The organism is Tolypothrix campylonemoides VB511288_2 (assembly GCF_045999855.1).
GTDB classification, from domain to species: Bacteria; Cyanobacteriota; Cyanobacteriia; order Cyanobacteriales; family Nostocaceae; genus Scytonema; species Scytonema bouteillei_A.
Genome location: NZ_JBFPMW010000008.1, coordinates 139,406 through 157,755, shown reverse-complemented (window position 1 = coordinate 157,755; position 18,350 = coordinate 139,406). Strand labels below are relative to the sequence as shown.

Annotated in this window: 12 protein-coding genes; 6 read left to right on the top strand and 6 right to left on the bottom strand. The window is 40.3% G+C overall.

Translation table 11 applies throughout. The features are described 5' to 3' along the window. Positions 1–246 precede the first annotated feature (246 nt). The 4 genes from AB0756_RS23580 to AB0756_RS23565 all read left to right on the top strand — a co-directional run bounded on the left by AB0756_RS23580 (position 247) and on the right by AB0756_RS23565 (position 7,024). Complete coding sequence (locus AB0756_RS23580) at positions 247–1,197, top strand: ABC transporter ATP-binding protein (protein WP_038089877.1); 951 nt, start codon at positions 247–249, stop codon at positions 1,195–1,197. 96 nt (positions 1,198–1,293) lie between these two features. After that, positions 1,294–3,198, top strand: coding sequence for a hypothetical protein (locus tag AB0756_RS23575; RefSeq protein WP_038089880.1), 1,905 nt, complete (start codon positions 1,294–1,296; stop codon positions 3,196–3,198). 156 nt (positions 3,199–3,354) lie between these two features. Next, complete coding sequence (locus AB0756_RS23570; protein WP_167844749.1) at positions 3,355–5,253, top strand: FlxA-like family protein; 1,899 nt, start codon at positions 3,355–3,357, stop codon at positions 5,251–5,253. Between the two features lie 91 nt (positions 5,254–5,344). Beyond that, complete coding sequence (locus tag AB0756_RS23565; protein WP_038089882.1) at positions 5,345–7,024, top strand: hypothetical protein; 1,680 nt, start codon at positions 5,345–5,347, stop codon at positions 7,022–7,024. A gap of 121 nt (positions 7,025–7,145) precedes the next feature. Here the strand turns inward: AB0756_RS23565 and AB0756_RS23560 are convergent, their stop codons facing one another. The 3 genes from AB0756_RS23560 to AB0756_RS23550 all read right to left on the bottom strand — a co-directional run bounded on the left by AB0756_RS23560 (position 7,146) and on the right by AB0756_RS23550 (position 11,934). After that, positions 7,146–9,128 (bottom strand): DUF262 domain-containing protein, encoded by a 1,983-nt coding sequence (locus AB0756_RS23560; protein ID WP_038089884.1) that lies wholly within the window; start codon positions 9,126–9,128, stop codon positions 7,146–7,148. Between the two features lie 579 nt (positions 9,129–9,707). Next, positions 9,708–10,589: a succinate--CoA ligase subunit alpha gene (locus tag AB0756_RS23555; protein WP_038089886.1), complete on the bottom strand. Its 882-nt coding sequence runs from the start codon at positions 10,587–10,589 to the stop codon at positions 9,708–9,710. Between the two features lie 106 nt (positions 10,590–10,695). Beyond that, positions 10,696–11,934: a succinate--CoA ligase subunit beta gene (locus AB0756_RS23550; protein WP_038089888.1), complete on the bottom strand. Its 1,239-nt coding sequence runs from the start codon at positions 11,932–11,934 to the stop codon at positions 10,696–10,698. Between the two features lie 771 nt (positions 11,935–12,705). Here AB0756_RS23550 and AB0756_RS23545 point away from each other — a divergent pair. Then, positions 12,706–14,619, top strand: a complete 1,914-nt coding sequence (locus AB0756_RS23545) for a hypothetical protein (RefSeq protein ID WP_038089890.1) — start codon at positions 12,706–12,708, stop codon at positions 14,617–14,619. Positions 14,620–14,649: 30 nt separating this feature from the next. Here AB0756_RS23545 and AB0756_RS23540 read toward each other — a convergent pair whose 3' ends face one another. Continuing rightward, positions 14,650–15,426, bottom strand: coding sequence for an ABC transporter permease (locus AB0756_RS23540; RefSeq protein ID WP_038089892.1), 777 nt, complete (start codon positions 15,424–15,426; stop codon positions 14,650–14,652). A gap of 246 nt (positions 15,427–15,672) precedes the next feature. On the opposite strand from AB0756_RS23540, the gene AB0756_RS23535 reads away from it, so the two are divergent. Then, positions 15,673–16,797, top strand: a complete 1,125-nt coding sequence (locus tag AB0756_RS23535; RefSeq protein WP_038089894.1) for a DegT/DnrJ/EryC1/StrS family aminotransferase — start codon at positions 15,673–15,675, stop codon at positions 16,795–16,797. A 56-nt stretch (positions 16,798–16,853) separates the two neighbouring features. On the opposite strand, the gene AB0756_RS23530 is transcribed toward AB0756_RS23535, so the two are convergent. Both AB0756_RS23530 and AB0756_RS23525 read right to left on the bottom strand, forming a co-directional pair. Beyond that, positions 16,854–17,597 carry a DUF561 domain-containing protein gene (locus tag AB0756_RS23530; RefSeq protein WP_038089896.1) on the bottom strand — a complete coding sequence of 248 codons (744 nt, stop codon included), beginning with the start codon at positions 17,595–17,597 and terminating at the stop codon, positions 16,854–16,856. A gap of 89 nt (positions 17,598–17,686) precedes the next feature. After that, positions 17,687–18,346: a hypothetical protein gene (locus tag AB0756_RS23525; protein ID WP_038089898.1), complete on the bottom strand. Its 660-nt coding sequence runs from the start codon at positions 18,344–18,346 to the stop codon at positions 17,687–17,689. Positions 18,347–18,350 lie beyond the last annotated feature (4 nt).

Sequence of the window (18,350 nt, the reverse complement as noted above, 5' to 3'; positions counted from 1 at the left end):
AAATTTTTCTAGTACAAAAAAATACTTTCTTTAAAGCTGGTTGCATTTTCCGAAACCATTCTGGCAAGTTCTGAAATTAAAGGCTAAGCTTGCTGTACTGAAGTATTCGGTTGACTACCTCAAGCAAACTTGCCAAGCGCATGAATACGGTTATTTTCCGTGTGATAGCGTCTTTCGTTTCACAATAACAGTCAGTATGATGGCTGAAAGCCAATCAGTATAATTGCAAACTCCAGCCTATTAGTTATGACACAAGAACTGGCTATTCATACCCGTGGACTGACTAAGCAATTTGACAGACACGTTGCTGTCAATAATATCGATTTGGAAATACTGTCAGGTGAAGTTTATGGATTAATTGGTCCTAATGGTGCGGGGAAAACAACTCTCATCCGGATGTTAGCAGCTGCTGAAGAGCCAACAACGGGTGAGATTTATATAAATGGCGATCGCTTACTGCGGGACAAAAGCAACCCCACTCTCAAACGACGCTTGGGTTACTTACCGGATGACTATCCTCTTTACGAAGAACTGACTGTCTGGGACTACCTAGATTATTTTGCTCGGCTGTACCGTTTGCGCGATCCGCGCCGCACTCAACGCCTGCATGAAGTTTTAGAACTGATTCAATTAGGTAACAAGCGCAACAGTCTGATTTCTACCCTGTCACGAGGGATGAAACAACGCTTGTGTCTTGCCAGAACTATTATCCACGAACCTATTGTCTTGCTATTAGATGAACCAGTTTCCGGGCTCGATCCAATTGCCAGGATGCAGTTTCGTGAAATCATTAAAGTTTTGCAAGAAGCGGGAATGACAATACTCATTTCCTCCCACGTTCTTAGCGATTTAGCAGAACTGTGTACATCTGTGGGAATCATGGAACTTGGTTTTCTGGTAGAAAGTGCTTCTCTCCAACAACTTTACCAGCGCCTTGCTCGCCAACAAATTGCCATCTCTACTTTAGGAAAAATACCGGAACTTTTAGGCGAATTAAAAAATAATCCCCTCGTGCAAGAATGGGAAGTTTTACCTGCTAAGAATTGCGTGCTTGTCAATTTTTCAGGAAAACAAGAAGATTGTGCGGATTTGCTGCGCTCGCTGATAACAGCCAATATCCCCCTCACTGATTTTCACACCACACAAGAAGATTTAGAAACAATTTTCCTTAAATTAGGTCACAAGCAAGCATCTTAAATAGGGACAAGGGAGATGTATGAACGCAATCCAGTATTATTTCCATCTATTAGCACTAGGTAAAGTTTTCTCAATCTAAAAGCCACAATCCAAAATATGAATGATTTGATAAGTAAGCTGGGCGATTGGAATCCACAGTTTTTTAGGGAAATCAAAGGACGCTTAAAAGGTTTTCATGTTGCGATCGCAATTGGGATATCGCTTCTCGGTCAAATAGTTCTGTTTCTCTATCAATTGCGGGAGCTTCCTAATGAATTGTATTCACAAGAAGGAAAATACTGTTTTCTCCGTCCGGAAGTCATAGAAAAACGGCGACCTCTGAATCGGCAATTAGATATTCTTTACCAAGAAATCAATAAATATAGCAGTAATAACCCTTCTGGAAAAAGCAAAATTGCTGAATTGCAATCGCAAATCGATCGATTGCAGCAGAAAATTACCGATATATCAAGCCAGTATTGTCCCATCGACCAATTAAATATGCAAATGTGGTGGCGCGACCACTGGCAATACATTTTCTCTACACTCACAATCGTTTTTATCTTCACCTTGTTAGTCGCGGGTAGTTATTTGCTGATCGACAACTTAGCGAAAGAAGAACGGCGAGGAACTCTCAATTTTATTCGTCTGAGCCCGCAGCCAGCAACAAGTGTTTTGATTGGCAAAATGTTAGGTGTACCAATCCTGGTGTATCTCTTTATCATAGCCGCATTACCCTTTCATCTGTTTGCAGGGCGGAGTGCCAACATCGCCACCAGTCATATTTTCAGTTTCTGGATAGTCACCATCGCTTGCTGTATTTTCTTCTACAGTGCTGCACTACTCTTTGGCTTATATTGCCGTTGGTTTAGTTTTCAACCTTGGTTGGGTAGTGGTGCGGTTTTACTGTTTCTGATAATTACAATGCAGTCCATATGGGGTAATCCATACGTCAGTTATTCAGCCATCTGGTTTCAACTGTTCAGCCCTATTGATATAACAGCATACCTTTTTCCCAATTTGTTTCTCCAGCGTTACAAATGGGAACTGCTGGAAAACCTACAGTTTTTCTATCTACCAGTAGGAAACAGTCTTCTCGGCTTAGTAAGCGTGCATTTATTAAATTACGGGTTTTGGATTTACTTTTTATGGCAAGGAATAATACGCTGCTTCCGTAACTCAAACACAAGTCTCTTAAGTAAGAGTCACAGTTATTTTCTGGTCGCTTGCACTCAAGTTCTTCTTTGGGGATTTACCTTACAGTATGGGAAAAATTATTCGGAATCTTGTATGCCCGGTATACCCGGTAATTCTTGCGAGATGTCTTACGATGTGAATGATCAAATTTCTGACAATTTTCCATGGATTCTAGTCTTTAACGTAGTTCTATTTTTTGGGTTACTTGCAACCCTCACTCCTCACCGCCAAACCGTACAAGATTGGGCGAGATACCGACACCAAAATATTTCTGGCGATCGCAGCGTTAAAAATAACTTCTGGCTAAACGATCTGATTTGGGGTGAAAAAAGCCCGATACCAGTTTCAGCATTCATTTATCTTGCGATCGCAACAACTCCAGTCACCATTTGGATTTTACTCCTACCTATTTTTAATAACAAAAATCGCTCGAGCAGTATATGGATGAATCAGATCGATCGATTCAATGCACTTTTAGGGGTAGTTATGTTGATTACTATCATGATGATTTGTGCGGCGATCGTACAAAGAGCGTTCTTGATGAAAACAAAATACCGCTTTCTCTGGGCATTTGTTATCTTGGTTGCCTTGTTTTTCTTACTGCCAATTGCTCTGGAAATCTTGTATCTCAAACCTTCTACCTATCCCACATTGTGGTTATTTTCTACTTGGCCTTGGGTTAGTTTAGAATACAGTTCAACACCTACAGTTTTTATAGCTTGGTTGGCAGAGTTAGCAGTTTTAGGGTTGTTAGTTTGGCAGTTAGTCAAGCACGTGAAGATTTTAGGAGAATCTACTACCAAAGTCTTGCTAGTAAAAGATTAGATGAATTTGAAAAAAGAATGTGACGATTTTGATGGTTGCTATATCCCCGACTTGTTTAAGCAGTTGGAAATCGAGACTAACCTGAAGATTCTTAAATAAGAGTCAAGCCTAAGAAAGACTTTTTCAATCTAAAATCCACAATCCATAATCCAAAATATGAATGATTTGATAAGTAAGCTGGGCGATTGGAATCCACAGTTTTTTAGGGAGATCAAAGGACGCTTAAAAGGTTTTAATATTGCGATCGCAGTTGGGATATCGCTTCTCGGTCAAATAGTTCTGTTTCTCTATCAATTGCGGGAACTTCCCAATGACTTGTATTCACAAGAAGGACAATACTGTTTTCTCCGTCCGGAAGTCCTAGAAAAACGACGGATTCTCGGTCAGCAAATAGAAAACCTTTACCGACAAATAAGTAAATATAGCAGTAATAACCCTTCTGGAAAAAGCAAAATTGCTGAATTGCAATTGCAAATCGATCGATTGCAGCAGCAAGTTACCGAGCTATCAAGCCAGTATTGCCCCATCGACCAATTAAATATGCAAATGTGGTGGCGCGACCACTGGCAATACATTTTCTCTACACTCACAATCGTTTTTATCTTCACCTTGTTAGTCGCAGGCACTTATTTGCTGATCGATAACTTAGCGAAAGAAGAACGGCGAGGAACTCTCAATTTTATTCGTCTGAGCCCTCAACCTGCAACAAGTGTTTTGATTGGCAAAATGTTAGGTGTACCAATACTGGTGTATCTCTTTATCATAGCCGCATTACCCTTTCATCTGTTTGCAGGGCGGGGTGCCAATATCGCCACCAGTCATATTTTCAGTTTCTGGATAGTCACCACCGCTTGCTGTATTTTCTTCTACAATGCTGCATTACTCTTTGGCTTATATTGCCGTTGGTTTAGTGGCTTTCAACCTTGGTTGGGTAGTGGTGCGGTTTTACTATTTCTGATAATTACGATGCAGTCAATATGGGCTAGCCCATACGTCAGGTCTTCAACTATCTGGTTTCAATTGTTCAGTCCACTTGATATCACGGCATACCTTTTTCCCAATTTGTTTCTCCATCGGTACCAATGGAAACTGCTGGAAAACTTACAGTTTTTCTATCTGCCAGTAGGAAACAGTCTTTTGGGATTAGTGAGCGTGCATTTATTAAATTACGGGGTGTGGATTTACTTTTTGTGGCAAGGAATAATCCGCTGCTTCCGTAACTCAAATACCAGTCTCTTAAGTAAGAGGCACAGTTATTTTCTGGTCGCTTGGATTCAAGTTCTTCTTTGGGGATTTACCTTACAGTATGGGAAAAACTATTCCCAGTATTGTCCGGGTCGTGATTGCGTTAGCTTTCACGATGTGAATTATCAAATTACTCAAAATTTTGGATGGATTCTAATCTTTAACGTAGTTCTATTTTTTGGGTTACTTGCAACCCTCTCACCTCACCGCCAAACCGTACAGGATTGGGCAAGATACCGACACCAAAATATTTCTAGCGATCGCAGTGTTAAAAATAACTTCTGGCTAGCCGATCTTATTTGGGGTGAAAAAAGCCCGATACTAGTCTCAGCATTCATTTATCTTGCGATCGCAACGGCTCCAGTGGTCGTTTGGATTTTACTAGTACCCATTTTACACATTGACCAAACCGCAAGTCTAAATTTGTGGATTAATCAGGTTAATAGATTAAACGCAATTTTAGGGGTAGCTATGTTTATTACTATCATGATGGTTTGTGCGACGAGCGTACAAAGAGCGTTATTGATGAAAACGAAAAAACGTTTTTTCTGGGCAGTTGGTATCGTGTTTGTCCTATTATTCGTACCTCAATTCGCTCTCTCAATCCTGCGTCTCCAACCTTCTACCTACCCTACATTTTGGTTACTGTCTACTTGGCCTTGGCCTGGTTTGAAATACAGTTCAACACCTATAGTTTTTATAGTTTGGTTGGGAGAGTTAGCAGTTTTGGGATTGTTAATTTGGCAGTTAGTCAAGCAGGTAAAGGTTTTAGGAGAATCTGCTACCAAAGCATTGCTAGTAAAAGAGTGAAGGGATTTGAAAGAAATGTGACCAGAGGGCTGCTAGAGCGCCGACTTCCTAAAATCTCAACTCCACGCATCAAAATAAGATTGGGCTTTTTATGATCCAAAATTTTATTGAACAATTGGGGGATTGGAACCCCCAACTTTTACGAGAAATTCGAGGACGGTTGAAAACACAAAATGTTGTACTTGCAGTTTCAACCTCTCTACTCAGCCAGCTTGTTCTGTATGGATTTTTTGCAGTCAAGCTACCACCTAATCGCGTCACAGTCTCTTCAAACTATTCCTTATACTGTACGGGAAGCCCAAATGATATTAATGATTACAGGTGTCTGCACGATGGGTTGAGGCATTATTATCTGATTAATTGGCAGCTTTTCTGGCAGGATATCTTCACGTGGCTGAGTATTATTATCATTGCTGCCCTTTTGGTTGCAGGAACCTATTTGCTGACAAGCGATTTAGCGACAGAACAACGGCGAGGAACTCTCAACTTCATTCGCCTCAGCCCTCAATCCCCAAAAAACATATTTTGGGGCAAACTGTTGGGTGTTCCTATTTTGCTGTACATCGCAGTAGCCCTAACAGTTCCTTTACACTTATGGTCGGGATTGGGAGCAAAAATCCCCTTTTTGTCAATTCTAACTTTTTACGCTCTTGTATTAGCTGCCTGTATGTTTTATTACAGTGGAGCATTACTCTTTGGTTTAGTTGGGTCTTGGTTAAGCGGCTTTCAAGCTTGGTTGGCAAGTGGCGTAGTTCTTGGCTTTCTCATCCTGAGTAGACTGTGGTTTGCCAATGCTACAACTGATTCTCCTATAGCTTATATAAAAGGTCTCAACCCATTTTATCTAATTCCTCATCTGGATAAAAGCTCTTTTTTTACAAGCATTAATTTATGGGAAAATTTTTCTTGGTTTAAACTGCCATTAGGGGCTAGTTTTTTCACTGTCGTTATCTTTATTACATTCAATTACGGTACGCTAGCTTATTTTATTTGGCAAGCTTTATGGCGCTGTTTCCGCGATCCAAAATCTACTATGTTAAGTAAGCAGCAAAGTTATTGGCTAACAGCATATTTTGCCGTTTGCACTTTAGGATGTGTCAATTGGAAAGACTTTGTTGCCAGTCCCTATTATCATTGGTCAGTATTGCGTGATAGTATTGCGTTTATTTTGTTCTTAGATTTGTGGCTATTTTTATTTCTGATAGCTGCACTCATACCTCACCGCCAATTATTACAAGATTGGGTACGCTACAAAAAAAGTTTTATTGATAACAATTCTTGGAAACGTTCTTTAGTTCGCGATTTGATTTGGGGTGAAAAAAGTCCGGCATTGGTTGCGATCGCATTAAATGCAATAATCCTGATAACTCCTTTACTTCTGTTACTTGTCCTAAATTTTGAAAGAGGTATTAACAGAAATAACCCTCTTTTTGCTCTTGCTTTAGCTGGTAGTCTAGCTATGGTATATGCAGCTTTAGCACAATTTATGTTGTTCTTAAAAAATCGCTATCGAATTTTTTGGACAATAGCTACACTAACGGCTTTAATTGTATTACCAATAATCATTGCGCTTCTGTTGACAGCGAATACATCAGACAACTATTTTCCATGGTTTTTCTCAGTAGCTGCACCGCTTATTACCTTGTTTGCTGATAGCTACCCGATCTCTCCAATACAATTTTTATTCGCTATTTTCTGTCAGTTAGTTACTGTGTGGTTGTTAGTTTTTAAGTTAAAGCAGCAGTTAGACAAAACTGAGGAGTTAACATAAGATTATAACTATAGAGTACAAAGGAAGAGAAAAAGAAGAATTTAAAGATTGCTCAACTCAGCAGTTTTTAATGCGACAGACTACTAGTTAAGCCTACAAAAGCCTTTCTTAATCCATGTATCTAAAATGAATGCACTGTCTCAATACACCAGTCTTCAATTGATAACTCTGCCGTTTCTATCGCCTTTAAGCAGAATGCATGAATGTGTTTTGCTGACAAATTAACTTCAACAAAAGTTCCATTTTGGAGTTGTCGAGTACTACGAAAGTCTTTTTCATCCCATCCTACAAAACGAGGAAACTGCTGCAAAATTTCTTGAAATCGCTCAGGTTCGAGATCGGCAATCGTGTTTAATGTAACTTCTAAAACATCTCGCCAGCTTTTCACGGAATGTTCTTGTCCAAATATACGAAGTCGATTCGGAATGCTACCCGTTAAGCTACTAGGTTGAGAAGGTTGTACTTGCTCGTTACCAAAGTAGCTCCAAATCTGCAAAACAAGATCTGCAAGATATGCTGCTCGTGCTTCAATATCCTCTCTGCGCCAAGTCTCTTTATTGTGAAAATACTTATTCAATTCCAGATGACTATTTTGAAAATGAGTTTGCTTCATCCGAAACTCAGCATTAGAAAGTTCAGAATTATACGCTGTAAGCGTTAGATTGCCTAAAGAATGAACGAGTAATTCATGGGTTACTTCCCAATCTTCTCCCAAATGTTCTTTCCACCAGTTATTTAAAGTTTGTGGCATAACGTGTTCTATAGAAAGTCCATCAAAAGATACTTGCTCCTTATGCTTAAAGAATTCTTCAATAGATTCAAGAATAAGCTTTGCTTTCTCAGAACGATTACTACCGTATAGCTTGACATCCATTAATCGTTCTTTAAACTCTGGATTTTTTGGATAATCGCGGTTCTGAAGAGCTAACTTTAATCGCTCCACAAAAGTATCAGTAGCTAGATTTGTATCTTTACTAACTTGTGAGTAAAGCAAGGCAAAAATTCTATTTAATCCCCTTGTTTGAACATTACATACGAAACGACGAAGGATAAAATTCTCAATAATTTGCAGAACTGCAACCAAGTCTTTCTCTGTTATTTTAGATTGCATCCAATCATTGTAGCAGTTTAATAAAAATGGGTAGACAGTATTGATATCTAAACGATTGAGACGATGGAGATATTTCCGAATCTTTTCATGTTTTTCTCTCTCTGGGTTCAAAAGTTTTGCATAGTATTCAGAAAATTTATATAAATCTTTTAGATACGACAAAGGTTCAACTTTGTTAATTCTTTCTTTGATTTCAAAATAAACTTCACTCTGCTTGACTTCAACACCACTTTTTGTCAGGTAATGACGAATAAACTCGGTCAGGCTCTCTCCCAAAAGAATTTGCATGGGCTGCCAATATTCAGTATAAACAGATTCTTGATTATCCGCATGAATTTTCATAAAGAAATAGTTACGGATCAAGTCTGCTTGTGTCAGAGGTCTTCCCTTGGCGTTTAAGCTCTCAAAAACTAAGTAGGGATCGTCATCAGTACCAAGTACTACGCTTACAAGAGATAGATTATTGCAAACAACCTTTTTAATTTTTTGAATTTCCAATTGACTCTGCCGAATTTTCTTCTCAAAAAAAAGATAGCTTTCTGAAATACCACTATCATTTGTTTGAGGTGGAGATTTAATGATGTGATGAAATGGAGCACGGTCTAACTGTGTAGGTTGTAACTTGTAGTAATCCAAGCCTTTTTTGTAAGGGTTAACTAAAATAGTATTATCAATTTCGGCTGCTAGCTCCTCGTCAGATTCTTTTGCTCGATCTCGTAAAGCACATAAAAGAATAAAAACTGTTGTTAAACGCTGTTGTCCGTCAATTAAAAGATACTTAGTTACTCCTTCAGGTACAGATGTCGTTGGCATAGTGACAATAGAACCCATAAAGTGAGGACGGGGATTATCCGTTGCACAAAGTTCAACTATGTCATTCCACAACAGCTGCCACTCCGGTTTTTTCCAACTGTAAGCTCGCTGAAACAAAGGGACAACGTATTGTTTCGTCCCTTCAATAATTTGTTGCAATTTAGTTTCGGAGGCTTGCATTTATTACCATTCTCTATAGTTCTCAATTATACTGTCAGTATCCTCCTTCTCATTACAACCGTATAAGTACTTAAATTAAGTAAATTTTACAATTAGCGCTAAAAGGATGTCCAAAAAGTCAAATTATTTGCTTTTGCCAGGGAATAAAATTTGCTGCTGTCCATGCAAAACCCGCACGACAAGTGCTCAAAATCACTAGCTTTTTGATTTAGAATAGAAACAGTGTTAATTACTCATCTAACTCCAGCATTAGTAATTTGATGTGCGAGCTTTTAATCTTGCCCAACTAGGTAGGAAAAATGTTACTAGAAAGTAATAAAAAAGCGGCACTCGTAGTTTAGCTAACGCTTACCAAGCATAAGAAAACCGTAACGAGCAGATCGAGTCACCAGTACTTGCTTCTGGTTACGTCCAAGGGTAACCAAAGCTACTCCCTTCGGTACTATAAGGTTACCGATCTTCTTTTCCTCTTACTCCCTTGCTCTTTGCGTCTTTGCGGTTTATTTAAATAGGTAATCTTTGGGCGGAGAGAGAGTAGTCAATCAGCCACTTGCATAAGTATCCAGAATACTATGATATCTATCCCAGAACCTTCTTCACCAATTCTGGGATTTGAGAAGGACGTTCGGCGACTGGAACCCTTGTGTGAGAAAAAGCCGATACTTTGCTTTTTGCCGTACCAAAATCGGGATCGCGTCCTATCACAGCTGCTAAAGTCCCGGTTTGACGCCACTGTTTGACAGGTGGTGCTTGTGTTCCTGCAATGTAAGCAATAACTGGTTTGTCTATGGCTTCAGCAATATAATGGGCTGCAGCTTCTTCACGACCTCCACCCGGTTGTCCAACTAAGACGATCGCCTTGGTTGCTTCATCTTCATCCAATATTTCCAGCCATTGCAAAAAAGACGAACCGACGATCGCATCACTACCGATGCTGACGCTGAGCGACTGTCCCAACCCAGCATGAGTTAATTCCCTTGCAACTTCATAAGTCAAAGTCGTGCTGCGACTGAGAATTCCCACAGAGCCTGGGATATAAAATTCGCTTGGTTGAGTCCCCAAGAGAATTTTGCCCGGTACGATAATACCAGGGCTATTGGGTCCTACCACGATAGTTTCTGTTGCCTCAGCTTTCCGCAGAAGTTGTACCATATCGAGTGGTGGTACCCCAGGAGATATAATAATCAGCTGACCGATCCCAGATGCGATCGCTTCTAACGCTGCATCTAAAACTTGGTATGGATGCACGCAAATAATCGTTGTATCGATAACTCCATATTGTTCCACAACCTCTTCAACCAAGTCATAAACTGGCAAACCGTATATTTCCTGTCCGCCACAACCAGGATTGACACCTGCTACAACATTTGTGCCATATGCTTTCATTTGTGTCACGTGAGTGACTGTAATATACTCACAAAATCCTTGGATTAATACTTTGCTATCTGGTGTTAAGTTCATAAAAAGTATCAAGTATGAAGGATAAAATATGTCTTCTACCAATACAATCGCAAGTCAAATAGAAGTATAAAGGAAAATTTTTTGCTCCTTTATACTTCATACTTTTTCAAAATCTTCTATGTGTAGTTGTTGCCTTAGCAAAACGGACTGCTTCTGCTACTGCTTCATCCAGACTTTCTACCACCACAGGTGCGTCACCCGGAGTTTTTAAATTTGCTAGATATTCTCTAGCTGTCTTAAACTCAGAACCAGCAAGACGTACAACCAAGCGGGGAAAATGACTGTCCCGACGATTTTTACTACCGTTAGCCCTAACCAATTGTGGCTTAAATGTGCTGGAGCTACTTTCTACAAAGTTTCCGATGATTTCTACAACTTCTTCACTCAGAGGAATGCTACCCAAGAAGTTAATGAGTATCACGTGAATACTTTTATCAGCACCCAAACTGTGTAATGCTTTTTCCAAGCGATCGGTAAAAGTTGTCGGTGAGGTTTCGGTCACCGAAGCATGGCGCAGGTTGAGACAAACACCTGGTTTCCCACCAGCATTTACAACTAAATCTAAAGTTGCCATTACCGAACCCGCACCATTACCTAGAATTGCTATCTTACCGTGCATTTCTACAACATCCCAATCGCCCAAGTTCCTTGCTATCTCTCTCTTGGTACGGCGGTTGGCAATTTTAGTTGCAATTTCGGCAATATCTGGATGACGCCCAATGGCTCGTTCGTTGACACTTACAGTACCGTTAAGAGCCATAATTTGACCGGAAGAACTCACTCCCAAGGGACTAATTTCAATCAAATCTAGGTCTTTGTCTGCAAACAATTGGTACATTTTCTCTACAACAGTGCTAACTGACTGCATTAACGAGCCTTGCAACCCCATTTTTAGTGCCAATCGTCGTGCATAAAATGGAGAAAATTCCCCATCAACAACGACGTGTTGCATCTTTTCTCCTGCTGATTCCCAATCCCAATCAACTTCAGCTTCCGTACAACCTAATAAGATGGGTCTGCAAACAGCAGTATCCACAACAACGGCTAAATACAACTCCTGTTCGGCATCATACTTTGCTTCTGCTAGCAACACTTCTGGTAACTCACCAAAAATTGGCAGATTAAAGATGTGTTGGGCGGCGGCGATCGCATCAATTGTTGTTTCTACAAATCTGACCCCACCGGCTTTTGCTCGTCCCCCCACATGCACTTGGGATTTCAACACGACAGGATAGCTAATTTTTAACCGTTTTAGGTCTGTAGGATGATCGATTCGTTGAGATGGCAATACAGGAATGCCGATTTCCGAAAACCATTCTTTAACCTGATACTCTAACAAATCCATTGACTTACACCTTTTTTGCCACATTATTGGGGTTGCTGCGGGGAAGTCTAAAACATACGGCGCTCCACCCCGATTAAAAAGTTCTCTTTAGCTATAAATACTTATTGACACTATCAATTTTATTGAGTTCAGTAAACGTTCTTTAGGATACACTACAGATTTGTTACATACCTGTAGGTAGTGAGTCTGCAAGATTCCCTTGCCCACCTACAGCCCAAGACAGCAGGCATAATGTCACAAAACATTGATAAAATTATCTAACTGAGTATTTCCTCCTATTTTAAAAACGCGATCCCACGAGCCAATCTGTCCTTAAGGTTAAAATGGCAACAGTTGTATTGGTTGACCCCCAATTATGGCACAAACGCTTGGTTTCAATAGAAAACAAGCATATCAGTGTTTTTAATTATATAGATAAATTTTTCGAGAGAAATTAAATCAATTGATAAGGTGGGTCAGTCCGCTCGCATCCCCTTTGAGAAATCGGAGATGTGGCATATCACAGCGTTAGCGTTCTTTCGCGATTCTTTTTTTAACTGTTGTTAGTTTAGACCAAAAGATTGGAATACTACACTTAGGGTGTTTTGCTGAGGTTGAGAGCGATGCTTAAAAACTATTTTTATTTTACGTAAGAATTACTAATTTATGTTAGAAAATTGTCCACTTCTATTTATAACGATGGTTGGTTAAGCTGTGTATCCCTATTCAAAAAACGGAACGCGTGCATCTAGCACTCTCGACAAAAAAAATATAAAAGAACAGGATGGGTCTATGAAAGTAGCAGCCCAACAAGAAGATTTACAATTCTTAGCACAAATTTTGCAGGAACAGTTACGAGCAGAAGTTCCATCAGGTGACTTATTCCAAGTGAAATGTGCTGTCAAAGATGACCAATTAATGGTTTTAGCTCAACATTCTGCGGGTGTGATAGCTGCTACGGAAACAGTATTTGCAGTGTTGGAAGAAGCACTACAATCGCTACCCGGTCGCCAAGAACAGCCGGTCGAACTTTTCCTAAGAGTTGTTGGACAAAAACTGCCTTATGCCAAGCGTTCTCTCCTACTGAGAACACCCGCAACATATGATTCATTTGAAATTGAGGATATTGAAGAACCCGAAGATGTCGAATTTGAGGACCTCAGAACACTGAAACCCCGCAGTTTTCAGGACATGGACATTGAGGAAGACTATCAAGTGCAATCTTTCTCCTCAAGATCTGGCGAACTTTCTGCAAACAGCGGAGATGAGGGTAGTTTTTCTTCGTCTTTTCTCCACGCCTCACTTCCAGACGCCTCTCATGAGGATGAACCGTTTGACCCAATGGCAGATGCTCCAGATTTGTCTGCTTACTCGTCATCAAAGCCAGTACGGAAAATTAAAACAGTTGTAGTAGGCGCAGCCATAGCTGTCATTGCTGTATTGGTTGGTGCTACTTACTTACTGACTCGTCCTTGCTCTATATTGGAGTGTAAAGAAATACAAACAGCAAGACAGTTACAAGAGTCATTGGATCAACTCAAGCTTAATGCTCGGTCGGAAAAAGAATTACCAAAACTGCAACAGCAACTAGAAGAAACAAGTGTATCTTTAAAAGCAATTCCTTTTTGGTCCCCCTATCATCAAGAAGCAGAAAAACTTTCAACAAGTTTTTCTGGAGAATCGGAAAAAGTTAACCAGGTGATTAAAGCATTTGAGATGGGGTCAATAGCTGTGCAAAAAAGTAAAATCCCAGTAACTAGCCTACAGGATTTGCAAGCCAGACAACAGTTGTGGCGGCAGGCGATCGCACCACTAGAAATGATTAATTCCAATAGCGAACTCTATAAACTGGTATTTCCAAAATTACTCATTTATCGCTCTCATTTAAAAGTTGTAAAGCAGCAATTGCTTGCAGAAGAAAAATGGATTGAAAAGCTAAAGGCAGCAAAGGCTGTAGCTGTGGAAGCTGCTAAACGAGATGCGACTGCCAAAACGTTACAAGAATTACAAAAAGTTCAGGCAACTTGGCAAGTAGCGGTGAATGCTTTAGCGGTGATTCCACGTAGTAGTTCTGTATATAAAGAAGCGCAAAAGCTTTTAGGGGAATATAAACCCTACTTAGCGACAGCAAGGATTCATGCGACCAGAGAATTATTAGCCGCTAAAACTTACAATCAATCTGTCACTTCAGCCAACCTTGCGAAACGATACGAACAACAAAATCAATGGCAAGCAGCTGTTACTTATTGGAATCAAGCTGTAAACTCCGCCAAACAAGTGACTGATGAGAGTATGTATTACACTCAAGCTCAAGCTTTAGTACAACCTTACTCAGCAGCCCTTAAGCAAGCGCAAGATAAGTTACAAACTATTAGTTTGATGCAAAGAACTCGTACTGACTTAAATCGAACCTGTTACAGTACAATTCGCATCTGCGATTATAAGGTGGATAAACAAGGAATTACCGTTCAGTTGACGCCAGAATACCAGCAAATCCTACAAAGTACCGTCACAAATACAAGCGATCGAACTACTACTGATGCTGCTGCAAGCAATCAAAGCTCGACTAACACTGCTACAAACGCATCCGAGTATTTAGAAAAGTTGCAGCAAACTTTAGATATTATCAGTGACAACGTTAGCTTACCCCTAATTATTTACGATGCTCAAGGTAAGGCGATTTACGTTCACAATCCGGGAGAATGAAGAAAAAGGGGGAGATGCGATCCCCCAGTTCTATCTAACAAGCTGAGCCGCAGAGTTAAAAAATTGTCGGCTCAGTCCTCGCGTCAACAATAGTGTTGTCAGCAGATTGGTAAAAGCGATGGTAAACGTAATGAGAATTTGGTAGGAGGCGGCTTCACGAGCATTTACACCACTTAATAACTGTCCGGACATGATTGTTGGTAGCGTCACCAAACCAATCGCCAGCATCTGGTTGAGTGTGGGAATAAATGCAGCACGGACAGCTTCCTGGCGGTATTGTGCAACTGCTCGCCAGGGAGTCGCACCCAAGCTTAAATGAGTTTCAATTTCCAATTGATTGGCATCAATAGCGCTGACGAAACGTTCTCCTGCGATCGCAGCTGCATTCATAGCATTGCCTAAAACTATACCGGCTAATGGAATAAAATACTGTGGCTCGTACCATTTATCCGGTTGAAGTATCAATAGAGTGGTATAAATCAGAGTCAGACTTGTACTGATAAAAATTGACCCCCACACAAGCGGCAACATTTGAGGTATTTTTTTATCAATGCGATTTCGTGCCACAAGTGCCGAAATCGTCAGGATTACTGCTAAAATCCCCAAAACAGCCCAAGGAGTGTCAAGAGAAAAAATGAACTCCATAACATACCCTAAGACTGCAAGTTGTAGGATGGTTCTTCCAGTAGCGAGGGCTAAACTCAGCTCTAGTCCAATTTTTTCCCATGCAGACAAACCTATAGCTACTCCCATGAATGCAACAGCCAAAGCCAAATCAACAAAATCTAGCTTTATTAAATCCTGCATGAGTTTTATACTCCCTTGGGTAGTGGTTAGTAGTTAGTTGTTAGTTGTTTTACTAACTCTAACTACTAACTACTCTAAAACACCCAAATGGTTCAGGAACTTTAATTCCCCGTGTTGGTTCTTAGTAGAGAAAACTAAGTAAAAACGCTTGCTTTACGTATTTGAGACAACAGTTTAGCCGCAGCTTTTTGACTCAGAATTCAATAAGCAAAAATCCCTTGATGATATTTCTCATTAAAAAAACTCATGATTCAAAGCATTAATTCCGTTCCTGCCTTTGATATTAAGCAACAATACACTAATATTGAAGCAGAGGTAAGTACAGCCGTTTTACAAGTTTTAGCTTCCGGTCGCTACATCGGTGGTTCTGTTGTAGAAGGTTTTGAGCAAAAGTTTGCTGCGTATACTGGTGTAAGTGAATGTGTAGCCTGTAATTCTGGAACAGATGCATTATATTTGGCTCTGAGAGCTTTTAATATTGGCTCGGGTGACGAAGTTATTACTACACCTTTTACTTTTATTGCCACTGCAGAAGTTGTGAGTGCTGTAGGTGCAAAACCCGTATTTGTTGATATTGATGCAACCACATTTAATTTAAATGTGGAACAAGTTGTGGCAGCAATTACACCAAAAACCAAAGCGATTATTCCAGTTCATCTCTTTGGTCAACCTGTTGATATGACGAGCTTAATGGATGTTGCACAAACTCACAATTTAGTCATAATAGAAGACTGCGCTCAGTCTACCGGTGCAAGTTGGGCGGGGCAGAAAGTAGGAAGCATTGGGCATATAGGCTGCTTTAGTTTTTACCCAACCAAAAATTTAGGAGCTTGTGGTGATGGAGGGGCGATAACAACCAACGATCCGCAAATTGCAGCCAAGCTACGAATTATAAAAGAGCACGGTCAAAAAAACCGCTATCACTACGAGGAAATTGGTGTTAACAGTCGATTAGATGCCATCCAAGCTGCTATTTTACAGATTAAGCTAGGCTATTTAGATATTTGGAATAACCAACGGCGACAAGTTGCTTCTCGTTATCACCAGTCTTTGAGTCATCTGACCAATATTATCATGCCCCAAGAATTAGCAGGGGGTATGGGAGTGTGGAATCAATATACCATTCGCGTCTTAGATAACAACAGAGACTGGCTTCGCGATCGATTGCAAGAACGAGGTGTTAATACAATGGTGTATTATCCCCATCCATTACACCTACAGCCCGTCTATGAAAGTTTGGGATATCAAATAGGACAATTGCCAGTTGCAGAACAAGCCTGTAAGGAGGTTTTATCCTTACCCATGTTCCCCGAATTGTCAGAAGAACAGCAAAATCAAGTGATATTTGCTTTGAGGGAGGTTAGTGGTTAGGGGTAGGGGTTAGTGGTTAGTGGTTAGTAGAATAACTAACCGCTAACCACTATCTATTAACTCTTAACGACAGTCGCTGTTCCTAACGCTTCTACCAAACCGCGTACAGCCGCAATCATTGCGACTTCGCTATTGAGTTGGTTGATGGCAGAACCGACGCCAACACCAGCAGCACCAGCTGCAATTGCTAGGGGTGCTGTTACGTTGGAAATACCGGAAGCGCAGAGTACGGGAACTGAAACGGCACGAGAAATTTCATAAGCTGCTGCTAATGTGGGGGCTGCTTTTTCAATCAGTCCCAGCACTCCAGGGTGAGTAGGATTGCTACTGGTTCCACCTTCTGTTTGAATAATATCAGCACCAGCTTTAATTAATTCCTCTGCCAGTTGTACTTGTTGGTCTAGTGTCAAGATGTGAGGAACGGTGACAGAGAGGGTAATTTCAGGAAGCAAAGCACGAGTTTGGTAAGTCAGTGCTAAAACTTCCTCGGCTTCAAATCTCAGCCCTTGAGCGTAGAAAGAATCAAAGTTACCAATTTCAATTAAGTCAGCACCAGCTTCTACAGCTTGTACGAATTTTTCTGGCTCTACGGCTGATACACAAATTGGCAAATTTGTCAAAGATTTTGCTGTTTTGACCAATTCTGGACTCGCTGCAATATCAATAAAAGTAGCACCGCCGTGATGGGCTGCTTTAACAATCTCAGCTACACGCTGGGAATCGAAGTTATTCAAGCCGGCGATAACTTTGAGGACATTGCGGTCAGTAAATGCACGTTGCAATAAAGGATGCATCGTCATAGTTTGGTTTTTAGGCTTTGAAAATTAGTGACTATTGTACCGTTACTTAGAGAGCCAGGATAGAAAAGAAGCAAAAATTACTCCAGCATTTAAAAAATATTTTTCCAACCTTCTACAGTTCTTTTGCCAATTTCACTATCTACTGCTTCTCCACTTTCAGCTACAAGCCTAATATCGACATTTTCAGCCGGGGAGTTTTTGAGGGCTGTTGCTAACTCAGAGCTAACGTCAAAAGTACTGTTGTTTCCCTCAAGGCGAAATACCTTCTCTCCAAGTTTGATATAAAGGTTAGTTATCTTAATGGTATTTTTAGCTCCCAAACATCCCGTTCCTGATATCTTAGTGTAAGGGTATAAACCGTATCCAGAAAAGCAATCGCGTTCGCGATAAGATAAAAGAATGCGAACAGAATTTTTTCTCCAGAGGCTAATGACTTCAAACTTAGAGTTAACATTTAGAAAAGTTTTATAGAAGGAGTGGCGGTCAAATATACCAACGTAATTCCCTTCAAAGGGGTCTTTAATTAGAACGGTTTTTGACCAAGGTACGTTCATATCTATACCCAAAGCTGCTGATTTTACAATTGGTAGTTCTGTAGATGCTTTTGCAAGTCGGTTATCTTCTTTAGCCGCAACTAACTTGGGAGAAATGAAGATGGTGGTTGCTAAAGTTACAAAGACTAGACTGAACCCCGCGATCGCAAGTCCAGCTAAGTTTAAAATATCGAGATTTTTACGCTTGCCGTGCATGGTT

What these genes read in the sequence shown, in the direction of transcription:
- AB0756_RS23535 (WP_038089894.1), top strand. Translation starts at nt 15,673, where the DNA reads ATGATTCAAAGCATTAATTCCGTTCCTGCCTTTGATATTAAGCAACAA.
- AB0756_RS23560 (WP_038089884.1), bottom strand. Translation starts at nt 9,128, where the DNA reads ATGCAAGCCTCCGAAACTAAATTGCAACAAATTATTGAAGGGACGAAA.
- AB0756_RS23550 (WP_038089888.1), bottom strand. Translation starts at nt 11,934, where the DNA reads ATGGATTTGTTAGAGTATCAGGTTAAAGAATGGTTTTCGGAAATCGGC.
- AB0756_RS23575 (WP_038089880.1), top strand. Translation starts at nt 1,294, where the DNA reads ATGAATGATTTGATAAGTAAGCTGGGCGATTGGAATCCACAGTTTTTT.
- AB0756_RS23545 (WP_038089890.1), top strand. Translation starts at nt 12,706, where the DNA reads ATGAAAGTAGCAGCCCAACAAGAAGATTTACAATTCTTAGCACAAATT.
- AB0756_RS23555 (WP_038089886.1), bottom strand. Translation starts at nt 10,589, where the DNA reads ATGAACTTAACACCAGATAGCAAAGTATTAATCCAAGGATTTTGTGAG.
- AB0756_RS23570 (WP_167844749.1), top strand. Translation starts at nt 3,355, where the DNA reads ATGAATGATTTGATAAGTAAGCTGGGCGATTGGAATCCACAGTTTTTT.
- AB0756_RS23565 (WP_038089882.1), top strand. Translation starts at nt 5,345, where the DNA reads ATGATCCAAAATTTTATTGAACAATTGGGGGATTGGAACCCCCAACTT.
- AB0756_RS23580 (WP_038089877.1), top strand. Translation starts at nt 247, where the DNA reads ATGACACAAGAACTGGCTATTCATACCCGTGGACTGACTAAGCAATTT.
- AB0756_RS23540 (WP_038089892.1), bottom strand. Translation starts at nt 15,426, where the DNA reads ATGCAGGATTTAATAAAGCTAGATTTTGTTGATTTGGCTTTGGCTGTT.
- AB0756_RS23530 (WP_038089896.1), bottom strand. Translation starts at nt 17,597, where the DNA reads ATGACGATGCATCCTTTATTGCAACGTGCATTTACTGACCGCAATGTC.
- AB0756_RS23525 (WP_038089898.1), bottom strand. Translation starts at nt 18,346, where the DNA reads ATGCACGGCAAGCGTAAAAATCTCGATATTTTAAACTTAGCTGGACTT.